The following is a 13,899-nucleotide window of genomic DNA, read 5'->3' as shown; positions in this document are numbered from 1 at the left end:
GGCCAGTCGAACCTGTCCGCCACCCAGCAGAGCATCGCCGCGCACCTGGACCAGGGCTTTGCCACCAAGGATGCTGCCATGGCGCCAGCGGTCAGGGCGCTGGCCGATCAGGCAACGGTTGATGGCAACAGCCGAAACCTGGCTCAGATAGCCGGCCAGTCGTTGCTTGCCGTATCGTCGATCCGGCTCGAACATATGCTCGAAAGCGCTCGCTCCCTCTACAGCTGCCCGACCTTCATCGCCACCGGGGTCCTGCAGCAGGAAAACAGCTGCGTCTGGATGCGGGCGGACGGCAATTGGGGCAGCCGCGACAGCAGTGCCGATTTTGTCGGATATGACTGGAACGGCTTTTCGCTGGCTATCGGCGGGCAGCGCCAGGTCTCGGACGACTGGTTTGTCGGTGGCTCGCTCAGCTATCAGACGGACCGGCTCGACGAGACGGGTGGGCTTACCCGGATCACCTCGGACGGGCTCATGGCCGCGCTTTCGGCCAAGTATCAGGCGGGGCGGCTCAGCCTGATGGCGGCCACCACGCTCGGCTATGCCTGGCATGGGTCCCGCCGGGAAATTCCGGTGGCGACCGCAACCGCGAAGGCCGACTGGACGATGTTCAGCTTTGGCCTGCACGGCAGGGCCGCCTGGCGGTTCGGCACGGATCGCGTCTATCTGGAGCCGGCGCTGGAACTCGACCTCGCATGGCTCGACATCAGCGATTACTCGGAAACCGGCGCGGGCGCCTTCAACCTTGATGTTCATGATGGCAGCGACTGGATCGTCTCTGCAACGCCGGGGCTACGGGCGGGCACCCGCGTTGATCTGTCGGGGGGATCCATGCTCGATCTTTATGGCGGCGCCGGCGTGGAATTCATCCATAGCAACGATCTCTGGGCCAGCGCCCGGCTCAGTGGCGCGGGCGCAGGGGTGGGCAGCTTCAGCAGCAGCATCGATGCCGATGGCACGGCGGCGCGGCTGTCGGCGGGTGTCCGGCTGCTGTCGTCGGAGCGGTTGGAGCTGAAGCTGCAATATGATGGCCGCCTCGGGGCGCGGGAAACGCTTCACGGGGGACAGGCGCGCCTCGTCTATCGCTTCTGATTGCTGCGTCCGGGTCCGGCCGGACCTTGCATGTGCCGGCGGCGGTTGCCCGAAAGGTCCGGGGTTCCTACATGGCTGGAAACTCCCCGGGGGCAATGATGGCTGATTTCCACCTGCACGACGAAGACACGCCTACGCCGGATCGCGACGCCGCGATTCCGGCCGAGGTGCTGGAGGCCGTGCGCACGCTGATCCGCTGGGCCGGGGATGACCCCACCCGCGAAGGGCTGCTGGACACGCCCGGCCGGGTGGCGCGGGCCTACAGGGAATATTTCAAGGGCTATCAGGAAGACCCGCGCGAGCATCTGGCGCGCACCTTCCGCGAGGTGGGCGGCTATGACGAGATCGTGCTGCTGCGCGACATCCCCTTCCAGTCCCACTGCGAGCATCACATGGCGCCGATCATCGGCAAGGTTCACATCGCCTATCTGCCGACCGACCGGGTGGTGGGCCTGTCGAAGCTCGCCCGCGTGGCGCTGGGCTATGCCCGGCGGCTGCAGGTGCAGGAACGGCTGACGGCCGAGATCGCGGATGCCGTGCAGGAGGTGCTGAACCCGCGCGGCGTCGCCGTGGTGGTGGAGGCGAGCCATGCCTGCATGTCGGCCCGGGGCGTGATGACGACGGGCGCGACGATGACGACCAGCCGCATGATGGGCGTTTTCCGTTCGGACGAGCGCAGCCGCAAGGAAGTGCTGGCGCTGATGGGCGTGGGTATCCGTTGAGCGATCCGACTGTTCTTCTGCCGCCGAAGAAGGTGGGCATGGTGTCGCTGGGCTGCCCCAAGGCGCTGGTGGACAGCGAGCGTATCCTGACCTCGCTGCGGTCGGAAGGCTATCAGCTGTCGGGCGACTATGCCGGGGCTGACGTGGTGATCGTGAACACCTGCGGCTTCCTGGACAGCGCCAAGGCCGAAAGCCTGGAGGCGATCGGCGAGGCGATGGCCGAAAACGGCCGGGTGGTGGTGACGGGCTGCATGGTGAACGAGGCCGAGAGCATCCGCGCCCGCTTCCCCGATGTGCTGGCCGTGACCGGGCCGCAGCAATATGAACAGGTGGTGGGGGCGGTGAAGCAGGCCGCGCCGATGCCGCCGCAGCCGTTTCTGGACCTGGTGCCCGATGCCGGCCTGAAGCTGACGCCGAAGCACTACAGCTATCTGAAGATCTCCGAGGGCTGCAACCATCGCTGCAGCTTCTGCATCATCCCCTCCATCCGGGGCGACCTCGTCTCTCGCCGGCCCGACGCGATCCTGCGCGAGGCCGAGAAGCTTGTGGCCGCCGGCACGAAGGAACTGCTGGTCATTTCGCAGGACACCTCGGCCTATGGGCGCGATCTGCGGCATGCCCGCTATGGGAAGGCCGAACAGCGCGCGCACATCACCGATCTGGCGCGCGATCTCGGCTCGCTGGGGGCGTGGGTGCGGATGCACTATATCTACCCCTACGCCAGCGTGGACGAGCTGATCCCGCTGATGGCCGACGGGCTGATCCTTCCCTATCTGGACATCCCCTTCCAGCACGCGTCTCCGCGCGTGCTGAAGGCCATGCGACGGCCGGGGAACGAGGGGCTGGTGCTGGAGCGCATCCGCAACTGGCGCGAAGCCGTGCCCGATATCGCCATCCGTTCCACCTTCATCGCCGGCTTCCCCGGCGAAACGGAGGCGGATTTCCAGTATCTGCTGGACTGGCTGGAGGAGGCGCAGCTCGATCGGGTGGGTTGCTTCGCCTATGAGCCGGTGGAGGGCGCGGCGGCCAATCAGCTGCCCGGCGCGCTGCCGCTGGAGGTGCGCGAGGAGCGGCGCGATCGCTTCATGGCGAAGGCCGCCGAGATCTCCGCCCGGAAACTGGCGGCGAAGGTGGGCCGCACGCTGGATGTGATCATCGACGAGGCGGACGAGGACGGCGGCGCGACTGGCCGCAGCAAGGCCGACGCGCCGGAAATCGACGGACGCGTGCTGCTGCGCGACGCACCGGCCGCGAAGCCGGGCGACATCATCCGCGTGGTGATCGAGGATGCGGACGAATTCGACCTGTTCGGGGTGCCGGCCTGACCATGGCCTTTCGGCTGTCGGTGCTTGAAACGCCGGTCGGGCCGATGGCGCTGGTGCATGATGCGGCGGGAACCCTGTGGGCGGCCGAGTTTCGCCATGATCCGCGCCGGGTGGAAACCAGCCTGAACCGATTCGGCATCGGTCCGCTGGCGGACGGCGAAGCGCCGGTCCCGTTGCATCTGGCGGACGCCTTCGGCCGTTATTTCGCGGGCGAATTGAGCGCGCTGGATGCGCTGGAGACGGGCGCTGTGGGCAGCCGTTTCGAACGCGCCGTCTGGGCAGAGCTGCGGCGCATCCCGCCGGGCCGCACGCGCAGCTATGGCGATATCGCCCGCGCGCTGGGCGGTGCGGCCTCTGGATCGGGCCCGAACGCCCGCGCGGTGGGCACGGCGAACGGCCGGAATCCACTGGCCATTGTCGTTCCGTGCCACCGTGTTATCGGTGCGGACGGAAGCCTGACCGGCTATGCGGGCGGGCTGGAACGAAAAGCATGGCTGCTGGCCCATGAGGGGTGGGAGGCGGCGCAAAAAAGCCTGTTCTGAAGGCGGGGAGGATTGGGGATGGCGACGGCTGCGGCCATGGATGACCGCGCGGGCTCTGCCTTGCGCCCGCTGTTCATTGGCATCGTGTTCCTGGGCAGCTTTCTGCTGTTCCTGATCCAGCCGCTGTTCGCGCGCCTGGTGCTGCCGGTGCTGGGGGGATCGCCCAGCGTTTGGAACACGGCCATGCTGTTCTATCAGGCGGTGCTGCTGCTGGGCTATGCCTATGCCCATGCCGTGCAGCGGCTGCCGTTCCGCGTGCAGGCAGGGGTGCATCTGGCGCTGTTCGCAGCCGCTGCGCTGACGCTGCCGATCGGCATCCGCGCGCTGGGTGGGGCGGAAACGGGCGATGCGGCCGCGCTGTGGCTGCTGCAATTGCTGGCGCTGTCCATCGGGCCGGTGTTCCTTGCCGTTTCCGCGCAGGCGCCGCTGATGCAGGCCTGGTTCGCGCGTTCCCCCGATCCGGCGGCGGCCAGCCCCTTCTTCCTTTATTCCGCATCGAACGCCGGGTCCCTGCTGGGGCTGCTGGCCTATCCCTTCCTGCTGGAGCCGTTCACCGCGCTGCCCGCGCAGCAGACGATGTGGACGGCCGGCTATCTGCTGCTGATGGCGCTGGTGGCGCTGGGGGCCTTCACCATCCTGAAGGCCGGCGTGCGCCCACCGGCCACCGCTGCCGACAGCGCCACCGAAACGGGCCGCCGCCCCGTCACATGGAAACGCCGCCTGCACTGGGTGTTGCTGGCGGCGGTGCCGTCGGGGCTGATGCTCTCCACCACCACCCACATCACCACCGACATCATGGCGATGCCGCTGCTGTGGGTGTTGCCGCTGGCGGCCTATCTGATCAGCTTCATCCTGGTATTTTCGGGCGCCGGCCCGCGCATCACCCGGATCGCCGTGTGGATCGCGCCGGTTGCGCTGCTGGTGTTCGGCGCGGGCGGGCTGCTGACGGTATCGCAGTCCGCCTCGATCTACGGGCTGGCGTCCATCCTGCTGCTGCTGATCGTGGCGACGGCGCTGCATGGCACGCTGGCGAATGACCGGCCGGCGGCTGACCGTTTGACGGAATTCTATCTTTGGATGTCGCTGGGGGGCGTGCTGGGCGGGCTGTTCCCGGCGCTGATTGCGCCGCAGATCTTCGATTGGGTGTATGAACATCCGATCCTGCTGCTGGCAGCTGCCCTTCTGGTGCCGGCAAAGCCGCTGACCCGGCGGATCGGCAACCTGTGGCGCGGCAACGGGCTGGGGCGGGCGCTGCGCATCCTGACCCCGCCCGTTGTGCTGGTGCTGGGCTGGTGGCTGGGGGCGGCCTTCATGGCGGTGAATACACCGCCGGTGCAGGTGGCGGCGATTGCCTTCATGGCGCTGCTCGCGGTGCTGGCGATCGGGCGGCCGCTGATGTTCAGCTTCGTGCTGCTGAACCTGATGCTGGCGCTCGGCGGCTGGCAGCAGATCGACATCTCCACCATCGATCGCGCCCGGCAACGCAGCTTCTTCGGCATCTATACCATCCAGAACAGCCACAGCACACAGACGCGGCGGCTGCTGCACGGCACCACCATGCACGGCGCGCAGTCGCTGGATCCGGCGCTGTCGCGCATGCCGCTTACCTATTATGCCCCGATGAGCGGGATCGGACTTGCGATGCAGACGGCGCCCAGCCTTTTCGGAGATGGCGCGCGGATCGGCGTGATCGGCCTGGGCAGCGGCAGCCTCGCCTGCTTCGCCAAGCCCGGGGAAGACTGGACCATCTTCGAGATCGACCCGCTGATGGTGGAGATCGCAACCGACCCGGAGGTGTTCAGCTATGTCAGCCAGTGCAAGCCCGACGTGCGGATCGTGGTGGGCGATGCGCGCCTGAAGCTGGCCGAGGAGCCGAAAGACCGCTTCGACCTGCTGGCCGTCGATGCCTTTTCCTCGGATGCGATTCCACTGCACCTGCTGACGCGGGAGGCCTTTGAAACCTATGCCCGGGCGCTGGCGCCGGGCGGGGTGCTGATGGTGCATGTTTCCAACCGCTACCTCGATCTTGAACCGGTGGTGGCCGGAATCGCGAACGAGCTGGGGCTGGCGGCGCGAATCCGCGTCTATGGGCCCACCCCGCAGGACCAGGCGGACTACAGCTACAACGCCTCCATCTGGATCGCACTGACGGCGAACGAGGCGGACATGACCCGCTTCACGGAAGCAACCGGCCACAGCGAGGAATGGACCCCGCTGCGCGCCCGGACGGACGTGCCGGGCTGGACCGACGGCTTCGCGTCCATCCTTCCGGTCTTGAAGCCCTTCTGGAAGGGCGACTAGGGAGGAGAATGAGCGCAAAGATCCGCATCGCCGTCCTCGGGGCTTCCGGCTACACCGGGGCAGACCTTGTCCGCCTCGCCATCACCCATCCCGGGGTGGAGATCGCAGCGCTCGCGGCGAACCAGAAGGCCGGGCAGACGATGGCGGACATCTGGCCCAGCTTTGCCGCCTATCCGGATCTGCCGCGCCTGATCCGCGCCGACGCAATCGACTGGAACGGCATCGACGCGGTGTTCGGCTGCCTGCCGCATGCTGCTTCCGCCGAACTGCTGAGCACGCTGGACCGGCGCATCCGCATCATCGACCTGTCGGCGGATTTTCGCCTGAACGACCCGGAGGTCTATGGCGAATGGTATGGCGTCACGCATCCGGCGCCGCAGCTTCTGTCGGAAGCCGTCTATGGCCTGACGGAAATGGCGCGCCCGCGGCTGCCCGCCGCGCAGCTTGTCGCCTGCCCGGGCTGCTATCCGACGGCGGCGCTGCTGGCGCTGCTGCCCGTGGCCGAAGCCGGGCTGATCGGGCCTGCGAACATCACCATCAATGCGCTGTCGGGCGTGTCCGGCGCGGGGCGGGGGCTGAAGGAAACCAACCTGTTCGCGGAGGTGTCCGAGGCGGTCGCCCCCTATGCCGTGGGCCGGCACCGCCACATGCCTGAAATCGAGCAGGAGCTGGGCAAGGGTTTCGGCGCACCGGTGACGATCAGCTTCACGCCGCACCTTCTGCCGATGAACCGGGGCGAGCTGGAAACGATCACCGTGGAACTGGCCGAAGGCAAGACGGTCGCTGACCTGCGCCAATGCTATGCGGCGCGCTATGCCGGGGAGCCGTTCGTCCATCTGCTGCCCGAAGGCGTTGCGCCCGCGACACGGATGGTGCGCGGATCGAACCACATGGTGCTGAATGTCTTCGCGGACCGGGTGCCGGGCCGGGCGATCATCATCGCGGCGATCGACAATCTGGTGAAGGGGTCCTCCGGGCAGGCGATCCAGAACATGAACCTGATGTTCGGCCTGCCTGAAACCATGGGGCTGGAAGCAGCGCCCCTGTTCCCATGAGCGGTCCGTTGTGAGCGAAGGCCTGATCCTCGAGACGGAGCGGATGATCCTTCGGCCCTGGACAGAGGCCGACCGGCCGGTTCTGGCGGGATTTTCCATGAATCCGGTGCTGATGCACCATTTCGGCAAGGCCGAACTGGTGGACGACAGCGCCGAGCGGCTGGAGCGCAACCAGCGCTTCGACCGCGAGCATGGATTCACCTTCAAGGCCGTGGTTCGGAAGTCGGATGGCGCGATCATCGGAAATTGCGGGCTGAAGCCGATCACCCTGCCGGCCGAAATCCTGCCGCTGGCCCGCGCCGACGACATCGAGATGGGCTGGCTGTTCCGGCAGGACTGCTGGGGCAAGGGTTATGCGCTGGAAGCGGCGACCGCTGTGCTGGAATGGGGCCTTTCGCGCGCGCCCCGCGTGATCGCGTTGACGGCCGCCACCAATGCGCCGAGCTGGGGCCTGATGCAGCGGCTGGGGATGCGGCACTTGCCCGCGTGGGATTTCGTCCACCCCGATGTTGTGGAGGGGCATTTCGCCGGCCCGTCCGTAGTCTATGCAAAGGAACGCCCATGATCGAAACGGAACGGCTGATCCTGCGCGCCTTCATCGAAGCGGACCGCGAGCCCTGGGCCGAAATGAACGCCGACCCCGAAGTAATGCGCCACTTCCCCGCCACGCTCAGCCGCGCCGAGGCGGACGCGGTGATCGAGCGCGTGAACGGCAAGATCGCAGCGACGGGGGTGGGCTTCTGGGCGCTGGAACGCAAGGCCGACGGCCTGTTCCTGGGCTTCGCCGGCCTCAATTGCATCGGGCATGAGAATCTGCCGATCTTCGGCCTGTGGGAAGTGGGCTGGCGGCTGCGGCGCGAGGCCTGGGGCCAGGGCTATGCCAGCGAAGCGGGGGCGGCTGCCCTTGCCCATGGGTTCGGGCCCATGGGACTGGCGCGGATCCTTGCCTACACGGCCGTCACCAACACCCCGTCCGAGGCGGTGATGAAGCGGCTGGGCATGATGCGGGCGGCGGAGATGGATTTCGACCATCCGCTGGTGCCCGAAGGCAACCCGATCCGCCGCCACATCGTCTATGTGAAGGACGCCGCCTGATGCCCCTCCATCCCTTCGCCGGGCAAAGCCCCCGCATCGATCCCACCGCTTGGGTCGCCCCCGGCGCGCAGGTGATCGGCGATGTGGAGATCGGGGCAGGCGCCTCCATCTGGTACAATGTCGTGGTGCGCGGCGACGTGATGCCCATCCGGATCGGCGCGCGTTCCAACATCCAGGATGGCTCCATCGTCCATGTCACCCGCAAACTGGCGGCGACCACCATCGGCGAGGACGTGCTGGTGGGGCATATGGCCATCATCCACGGCTGCACGCTGATGGACCGAAGCTTCGTGGGGCTGGGCGCGATCGTGATGGACGGCTGCGTGATCGAACCGGACGGCATGCTGGGCGCAGGCGCGCTGCTGAGCCCCGGCAAGGTGGTGAAGGAACGCGAGCTGTGGCTGGGCCGCCCGGCGAAATTCGTGCGGCTGCTGAGCGACGAGGAGGTGGAGCGCAACCGGCGCGGTGCCGCCGGCTATGTGGAGCTGGCGACGATCCACGCGGGATCGCTGGCATGACGCTGCGCTGGGCCATGGTGGGCGGTGGGGGCGGAAAGATCGGCCCGGCACACCTCGAAGCAGCGCGCCGGTCCGGCGGCTTCACTCTCGTGGCCGCAGCCCCGTCCTCCCGCCCGGAAGTGGCCGCCGCGATGGACTGGGGCTGCCCCACCACGGCGGACTGGCGGGAGCTGCTGACGGCCGGGCTGGATGCCGTCTCCATCGTGACGCCCAACCATCTGCACATGGAGATGGCGAAGGCGTTCGACGCGGCGGGCGTGGCGGTCATCTGCGACAAGCCGCTGGGCCGCACGCTGGGCGAGGTGGAGGGCTGGTCCCCGTCGCGGCCGTTCATCGTGACCTACAACTACACCGCCTATCCGGCCGTCCGCCGGGCCAGGCAGATGGTGGCCGATGGCGCGCTGGGCGAGGTGCGGCTGGTGCGCGTGGCCTGGGCGCAGGATGTGATGATGGGCGCGACCGCCGAAGCCGGATGGCGCGGCGATGTCGCGCGGTCGGGCCCCGGCGGCACGCTGGCCGACCTCGGCACCCATTGCTTCCACATCGCGGAGTTCCTGACCGGGCGGCGCATCACCGCGCTTGCGGCCGAGGTGGAGGATTTCGGCGCGCCGACGCCCCGGCAGGCGGCGATGCTTTGCCGGTTCGAGGGCGGGCTTCGCGGCGACCTCTGGTTCAGCCAGGTGACCCCGGGGGCGGCCAAGGGGCTGGAGGTGCTGGTGGCGGGCACAAAGGCCAGCCTGCGCTGGCGGCTGGCCGCGCCGGATGACGTGCAGATGCTGGCCGTGGGCGAACTGGCGGATGCGCCGCCCGCGCTGCCGGCCGACCTCTGGCGGGACGGTTTCATCGACGCCTTCGCCGCGCTCTATGCCGATGCCGCGCGGACGATCCGGGGCGAAGAGAGCCTTGCGCCCGGCTATGCGGACGGCGTGCGCGGGATGCGCTTCATCGACGCCGCGCTGCGGTCCGGCGGGGATTGGGTGGGGTTGTGAGGATGCGGTGGTGACGCGTCGGACGGGCCTTGCGGCAAGCCTCCGCCGGTCGGCGCACCGAAGGTCTGCCGTAGGCAGAACGCCACCGGCTGCGGCTTGCCGCAAACCCGCCGGCCGTTTCCACGGCGAGTCCGTGAGTTTGCGTTTTACGCAAATCACGGCCGCCTTTGGAAAATGGTCGGAGCGACAGGATTCGAACCTGCGACCCCCAGACCCCCAGTCTGATGCGCTACCAGGCTGCGCTACGCTCCGACGAGCGACGGGCCATAGGGAAGGGCCGCGCTGATGGCAAGCGCGGATTGCCTCGAAGCCGATGGGATTGCGTTGATTCGGGGCGGACGGCTGTTGTTCGAAGCCCTGTCGTTCCGGCTGGAGGCGGGCGGCGCGCTGCTGGTGACGGGGCGCAACGGGGCCGGGAAATCCTCTCTTCTGCGCCTCGTGGCCGGACTTCTTGCGCCCGATGCGGGCCGTCTGTCCAACCCGTTCCCGACCGCGCTGCTGGCGGGCGAACAGGCGCTGAAACCGGATCGGCGGGTGGCGGACGAACTGGCCTTCTGGGCTGGGCTCGATGGCGCGACGCCGGAGGCGCAGGCCGCTGCGGCGGATGCGATGGCCGTCACCCCGCTGCTGGAGTTCCGCTGCGGCCAGCTTTCCTCCGGTCAGCGGCAGCGCGTCGCCATCGCCCGCACCATCGCCAGCGGCGCCCGGCTTTGGCTGCTGGACGAGCCCGCAAACGCGCTCGATTCGGCCTCGGAACAGCGGCTGCTGGCGGCGATTGCCGCGCACCGGGCAACGGGCGGGCTTGTGATGGCCGCCACACACCAGCCGCTCGATCTGCCGGGGGCGGGCGCGCTCGCGCTATAGCTCGGCCGGGTCCGTCGTGAAGACGATGGTCAGCCAGCGATCGGGTCCGCCCTCGCCGATGGCGTCGCCGATTTCCGCGCGCAGGGCATCGAAATGCTCGATCGAGCGCGGTGGCATGCCGGGCGGGGCCAGCACGGATATCTCGATGAACTTCGCCCGGCCTGTGCGCGTGACATAGGATTCATAGGCGCTGAACCCATGCCGGGCGACGAAACCGTCCATCACCTGCTGCACCTGCCTGTCCAGTTCGTGCGGCACGATGCCGAAGATGTCGCGGAAGGCGAGCTTCGCATCCTTCCAGGGCACCGGCAGGATGGCGAGCGACAGGATGGCGAGGATCGCCGGATCGACATAGGGCAGCAGCGGCTCGAAACGGGTGCCGCGCATCGCCATCGCCGCCAGGAACGCGATCAGCAGCGCGGCGGTAATCACGCCAGACATCGCCCAGGCCTTCATGTCCAGCCGCACCAGCGCGGAGCCGATCCGCTGGTTGTGCCGCCACATCCAGAACCAGGTGCCGGCGCAGATCAGCACCACCAGCACCGAATAGCCGACCGCCGGGCCGAGCTCCGGTGTGTGGCCCCCCGCGCGCAGGCTCTGCACGGCCCCCAGGAAGCCGAACACCACCAGCGTCATCAGCACGGCCGCCTTCAGCGCCACCACCAGCGGCTCCAGATGCCAATAGCCATATTGGAACTTCGCGTCGCTTTCCTGCGCCACCAGCCGCGCAACCAGCAGCATCAGCCAGGTGATCCCGGCATCCACCACGGAAAACAGCCCGTCGAACAGGATGGCCAGCGAGCCTGAGACCAGCCCGAACAGCACGCCCAGCGCCGCGATCAGGAAGGTCGCCAGGATGGACAGCCGCAGCAGCGAGGCTTCCAACTCGCTCTTCAGTGCCGTTGCGCGTTCGATGGCCCCCATGGAGGGGTTTTCGCGCGGGTTGCCGGTCAGGGCAAGGGGGCGCAATGGTCAGCGCAACGCAGTGACCGGCAACCGCTTACGCACTGTGCAGGAAGTGCATCACGTCGCCGTCCTGCACCACATAGGTTTTGCCTTCGGCGCGCAGCTTGCCGGCTTCGCGGGCCTTCGCTTCGCCGCCCAGCGCGACATAATCGGCAAAGGCGATGGTTTCCGCGCGGATGAAGCCCTTTTCGAAATCGGTGTGAATCACACCGGCCGCCTGCGGGGCGGTTGCGCCCTTCTCCACCGTCCAGGCCCGGGTTTCCTTCGGTCCCGCCGTGAAGAAGGTGAGGAGGTGGAGCAGGTCATAGCCGGCGCGGATGATGCGGGCGAGACCGGTTTCGGCAAGGCCCAGCGCCTCCAGAAATTCCGGCCGGTCCTCGGGCGGCATGCCCACGATCTCGGCCTCGATGGCGGCCGAAATCACCACGGCGCCTGCGCCTTGCGCCTTCGCCATGTCGGCCACCCGGGCGGAAAATTCATTGCCGGTCGCGGCCGAGCCCTCGTCCACATTGCAGACATAGAGAACGGGCTTGCCGGTCAGCAGCTGGGCCTGCGCCAGGTGCCGCTTCTCGTCCTCGTCGGCGGGAACGGCAAGCCGCGCGGGCTTGCCCTCGCGCAGCAGGTCCAGCGCCTTCTGCAGGGCCTGCGCCGCCGATTTCGCCTCCTTGTCGCCGCCCTGGCCCTTCTTGGCGAGGTTCGGCACCCGCCGCTCCAGGCTTTCAAGGTCGGCGAGCATCAGCTCGGTTTCCACCGTCTCGGCGTCCGCCACGGGGTCGATCCGGCCCTCCACATGGGTGATGTCGTCGTCCTCGAAGCAGCGCAGCACATGCACGATGGCATCCACCTCGCGAATGTTGGCAAGGAACTGGTTGCCAAGCCCCTCGCCCTTCGACGCGCCCCGAACCAGCCCGGCGATGTCCACGAAGCCCAGCTGGGTCTCGATGATCTTCTGGGAACCAGCGATCGCAGCGATCTGCTGCATGCGGGCGTCGGGCACGCCGACATTCCCGACGTTCGGCTCGATCGTGCAGAAGGGATAGTTGGCGGCCTGCGCGGCGGCCGTTTCGGTGAGGGCGTTGAACAGGGTCGACTTGCCGACGTTCGGAAGCCCCACGATGCCGCAGCGGAAACCCATCTCAATTCTCCTGTTGGCGCCCCGCATCGGAACGATGCGGATTTTGTCTCAGCGCCAGGTCACTCATGAAGCGCGACTCATCGCCGTCTGCCAGCAGCGGCGCAAGGTCTGCGATGGCACCCAGCATGTGCGCCAGATCGTCTTCGTCTGCCTTGGCGAAGTTGCCGAGGACGTGGCCGGTTACCCGATCCTTGTGGCCGGGGTGGCCGATGCCGATCCGCACGCGGCGGAAATCCGCGCCGATGTGCTGGATGATGGAGCGGATGCCGTTCTGCCCGGCCGCGCCGCCGCCCGTTTTGACCTTCACGCGGAAGGGCTCCAGGTCCAGCTCGTCGTGGAACACGGTGAGGGCTTCTGCTCCCAACTTGAAGAAGCGCAGCGCCTCGCCGACGGAGCGGCCGCTTTCGTTCATGAAGGTGGCGGGGCGCAGCAGCACGACCTTGTGGCTGCCAAGCCGCCCCTCCGCCGTCAGGCCCTGAAAGCGGGCTTTCCACGGGCCGAAGCCGTGAACGCCATGTATCGCGTCCACGGCCATGAAGCCCACATTGTGCCGGTGCATGGCATAGGCCGGGCCGGGATTGCCCAGCCCGGCGAATACCAGCATCGATCAGCCTTCGGCGGCTTCTTCCGCAGCGGCTTCCTGGCTCTTCAGCCCGGAAGGCGCCGCGATCGTGGCGATGGTGAAGTCGCGGTCGATCACCGGGGTCACATTCTTCGGCAGCTTCACCGACGAGATGTGGATCGAATCGCCCACGTCGAAGCCCGTCACGTCCACGACGATATCGTCGGGGATGGCGTTGGCAGGCACCTTCACTTCGACTTCGTGGCGCACCACGTTCAGCACGCCACCACGCTTCAGGCCCGGCGAAGCGGCTTCATTCTCGAAGCGCACCGGCACGTTCACGGTGATGAGGGCGTTGGCGGCCACGCGCAGGAAGTCCACATGGATCGGGCGGTCGGTCACCGGGTGGAACTGCACGTCGCGCGGCAGCGTCCGGTGCTTCTTGCCGTCCAGCTCGATTTCCACCACGGAATTCATGAAGTGCCCGGTGTTCAGCATCCGCACGAGGAGCTTTTCCTCGACGTGGATGGAAACGGCGCTTTCCTTGTTGCCGTAGATCACGGCCGGAACCCGGCCTTCTCGCCGCACCGCCCGGGAGGCTCCCTTGCCAGCCCGGTCGCGTGCTTCCGCGGCGAGCGTCAGCACATCAGACATGTCATTCTCCAATCATTTGATAGCCCGGCACCACCAGGGTGTGGCGTACCAGCGAAGCGCGGGCCCGTATCGGGAATCG

General features: G+C 67.7%; 16 protein-coding genes and 1 tRNA gene. 11 read left to right on the top strand and 6 right to left on the bottom strand.

What is annotated here, in order from left to right:
- On the bottom strand, positions 1–195 hold a 195-nt coding region (locus ACE3O8_RS09770; protein WP_374389232.1), incomplete at its 3' end, for a hypothetical protein.
- Between ACE3O8_RS09770 and ACE3O8_RS09765 the strand changes: the two genes are divergently transcribed.
- From ACE3O8_RS09765 to ACE3O8_RS09720, 10 genes are all read left to right on the top strand, one after another.
- Entirely contained in the window at positions 196–1,092 is an 897-nt protein-coding gene (locus ACE3O8_RS09765; protein WP_374389231.1) for an autotransporter domain-containing protein, read from the top strand.
- A 98-nt stretch (positions 1,093–1,190) separates the two neighbouring features.
- A complete protein-coding gene (gene folE, locus ACE3O8_RS09760; RefSeq protein WP_374389230.1) occupies positions 1,191–1,814 on the top strand; it encodes a GTP cyclohydrolase I FolE in 624 nt (207 codons plus the stop codon).
- A gap of 38 nt (positions 1,815–1,852) precedes the next feature.
- On the top strand, positions 1,853–3,139 hold the full coding sequence (gene rimO / locus ACE3O8_RS09755; protein ID WP_374389233.1) for a 30S ribosomal protein S12 methylthiotransferase RimO: 1,287 nt from the start codon (positions 1,853–1,855) through the stop codon (positions 3,137–3,139).
- Positions 3,140–3,141: 2 nt separating this feature from the next.
- Positions 3,142–3,681: a methylated-DNA--[protein]-cysteine S-methyltransferase gene (locus ACE3O8_RS09750; protein ID WP_374389228.1), complete on the top strand. Its 540-nt coding sequence runs from the start codon at positions 3,142–3,144 to the stop codon at positions 3,679–3,681.
- A gap of 18 nt (positions 3,682–3,699) precedes the next feature.
- A complete protein-coding gene (locus ACE3O8_RS09745) occupies positions 3,700–5,982 on the top strand; it encodes a spermidine synthase (protein ID WP_374389226.1) in 2,283 nt (760 codons plus the stop codon).
- Between the two features lie 8 nt (positions 5,983–5,990).
- Positions 5,991–7,037, top strand: coding sequence for an N-acetyl-gamma-glutamyl-phosphate reductase (gene argC / locus ACE3O8_RS09740; RefSeq protein ID WP_374389224.1), 1,047 nt, complete (start codon positions 5,991–5,993; stop codon positions 7,035–7,037).
- A gap of 10 nt (positions 7,038–7,047) precedes the next feature.
- Positions 7,048–7,602 (top strand): GNAT family N-acetyltransferase, encoded by a 555-nt coding sequence (locus ACE3O8_RS09735; protein WP_374389222.1) that lies wholly within the window; start codon positions 7,048–7,050, stop codon positions 7,600–7,602.
- Positions 7,599–8,132, top strand: a complete 534-nt coding sequence (locus tag ACE3O8_RS09730; protein ID WP_374389220.1) for a GNAT family N-acetyltransferase — start codon at positions 7,599–7,601, stop codon at positions 8,130–8,132. Before ACE3O8_RS09735 ends, ACE3O8_RS09730 begins: the two co-directional genes overlap by 4 nt.
- Positions 8,132–8,650, top strand: a complete 519-nt coding sequence (locus tag ACE3O8_RS09725) for a gamma carbonic anhydrase family protein (RefSeq protein WP_374389218.1) — start codon at positions 8,132–8,134, stop codon at positions 8,648–8,650. The genes ACE3O8_RS09730 and ACE3O8_RS09725 overlap by 1 nt, the downstream gene beginning before the upstream one ends.
- On the top strand, positions 8,647–9,639 hold the full coding sequence (locus tag ACE3O8_RS09720; RefSeq protein ID WP_374389216.1) for a Gfo/Idh/MocA family protein: 993 nt from the start codon (positions 8,647–8,649) through the stop codon (positions 9,637–9,639). The genes ACE3O8_RS09725 and ACE3O8_RS09720 overlap by 4 nt, the downstream gene beginning before the upstream one ends.
- A 175-nt stretch (positions 9,640–9,814) precedes the next feature.
- Here ACE3O8_RS09720 and ACE3O8_RS09715 read toward each other — a convergent pair.
- A tRNA-Pro gene (locus tag ACE3O8_RS09715) sits at positions 9,815–9,891 on the bottom strand.
- Between the two features lie 33 nt (positions 9,892–9,924).
- On the opposite strand from ACE3O8_RS09715, the gene ccmA reads away from it, so the two are divergent.
- Positions 9,925–10,503 carry a heme ABC exporter ATP-binding protein CcmA gene (ccmA, locus tag ACE3O8_RS09710; protein ID WP_374389214.1) on the top strand — a complete coding sequence of 193 codons (579 nt, stop codon included), beginning with the start codon at positions 9,925–9,927 and terminating at the stop codon, positions 10,501–10,503.
- Here the strand turns inward: ccmA and ACE3O8_RS09705 are convergent.
- The 4 genes from ACE3O8_RS09705 to ACE3O8_RS09690 form a co-directional block, all read right to left on the bottom strand.
- Positions 10,498–11,427: a cation diffusion facilitator family transporter gene (locus ACE3O8_RS09705; protein WP_374389212.1), complete on the bottom strand. Its 930-nt coding sequence runs from the start codon at positions 11,425–11,427 to the stop codon at positions 10,498–10,500. The two genes, ccmA and ACE3O8_RS09705, sit on opposite strands and share 6 nt — an antisense overlap.
- A gap of 76 nt (positions 11,428–11,503) precedes the next feature.
- Positions 11,504–12,604 (bottom strand): redox-regulated ATPase YchF, encoded by a 1,101-nt coding sequence (ychF, locus tag ACE3O8_RS09700; protein WP_374389210.1) that lies wholly within the window; start codon positions 12,602–12,604, stop codon positions 11,504–11,506.
- A 1-nt stretch (position 12,605) separates the two neighbouring features.
- On the bottom strand, positions 12,606–13,208 hold the full coding sequence (gene pth, locus ACE3O8_RS09695; protein WP_374389208.1) for an aminoacyl-tRNA hydrolase: 603 nt from the start codon (positions 13,206–13,208) through the stop codon (positions 12,606–12,608).
- A gap of 3 nt (positions 13,209–13,211) precedes the next feature.
- On the bottom strand, positions 13,212–13,820 hold the full coding sequence (locus tag ACE3O8_RS09690) for a 50S ribosomal protein L25/general stress protein Ctc (RefSeq protein WP_374389206.1): 609 nt from the start codon (positions 13,818–13,820) through the stop codon (positions 13,212–13,214).
- Positions 13,821–13,899: the final 79 nt, after the last annotated feature.

This window comes from Sandaracinobacter sp. (assembly GCF_041909755.1).
In the GTDB taxonomy this organism is placed as follows: Bacteria; Pseudomonadota; Alphaproteobacteria; order Sphingomonadales; family Sphingomonadaceae; genus Sandaracinobacteroides.
The sequence above is the reverse complement of the archived record's forward strand: the minus strand, read 5'-3'. Positions and strand labels throughout refer to the sequence as shown.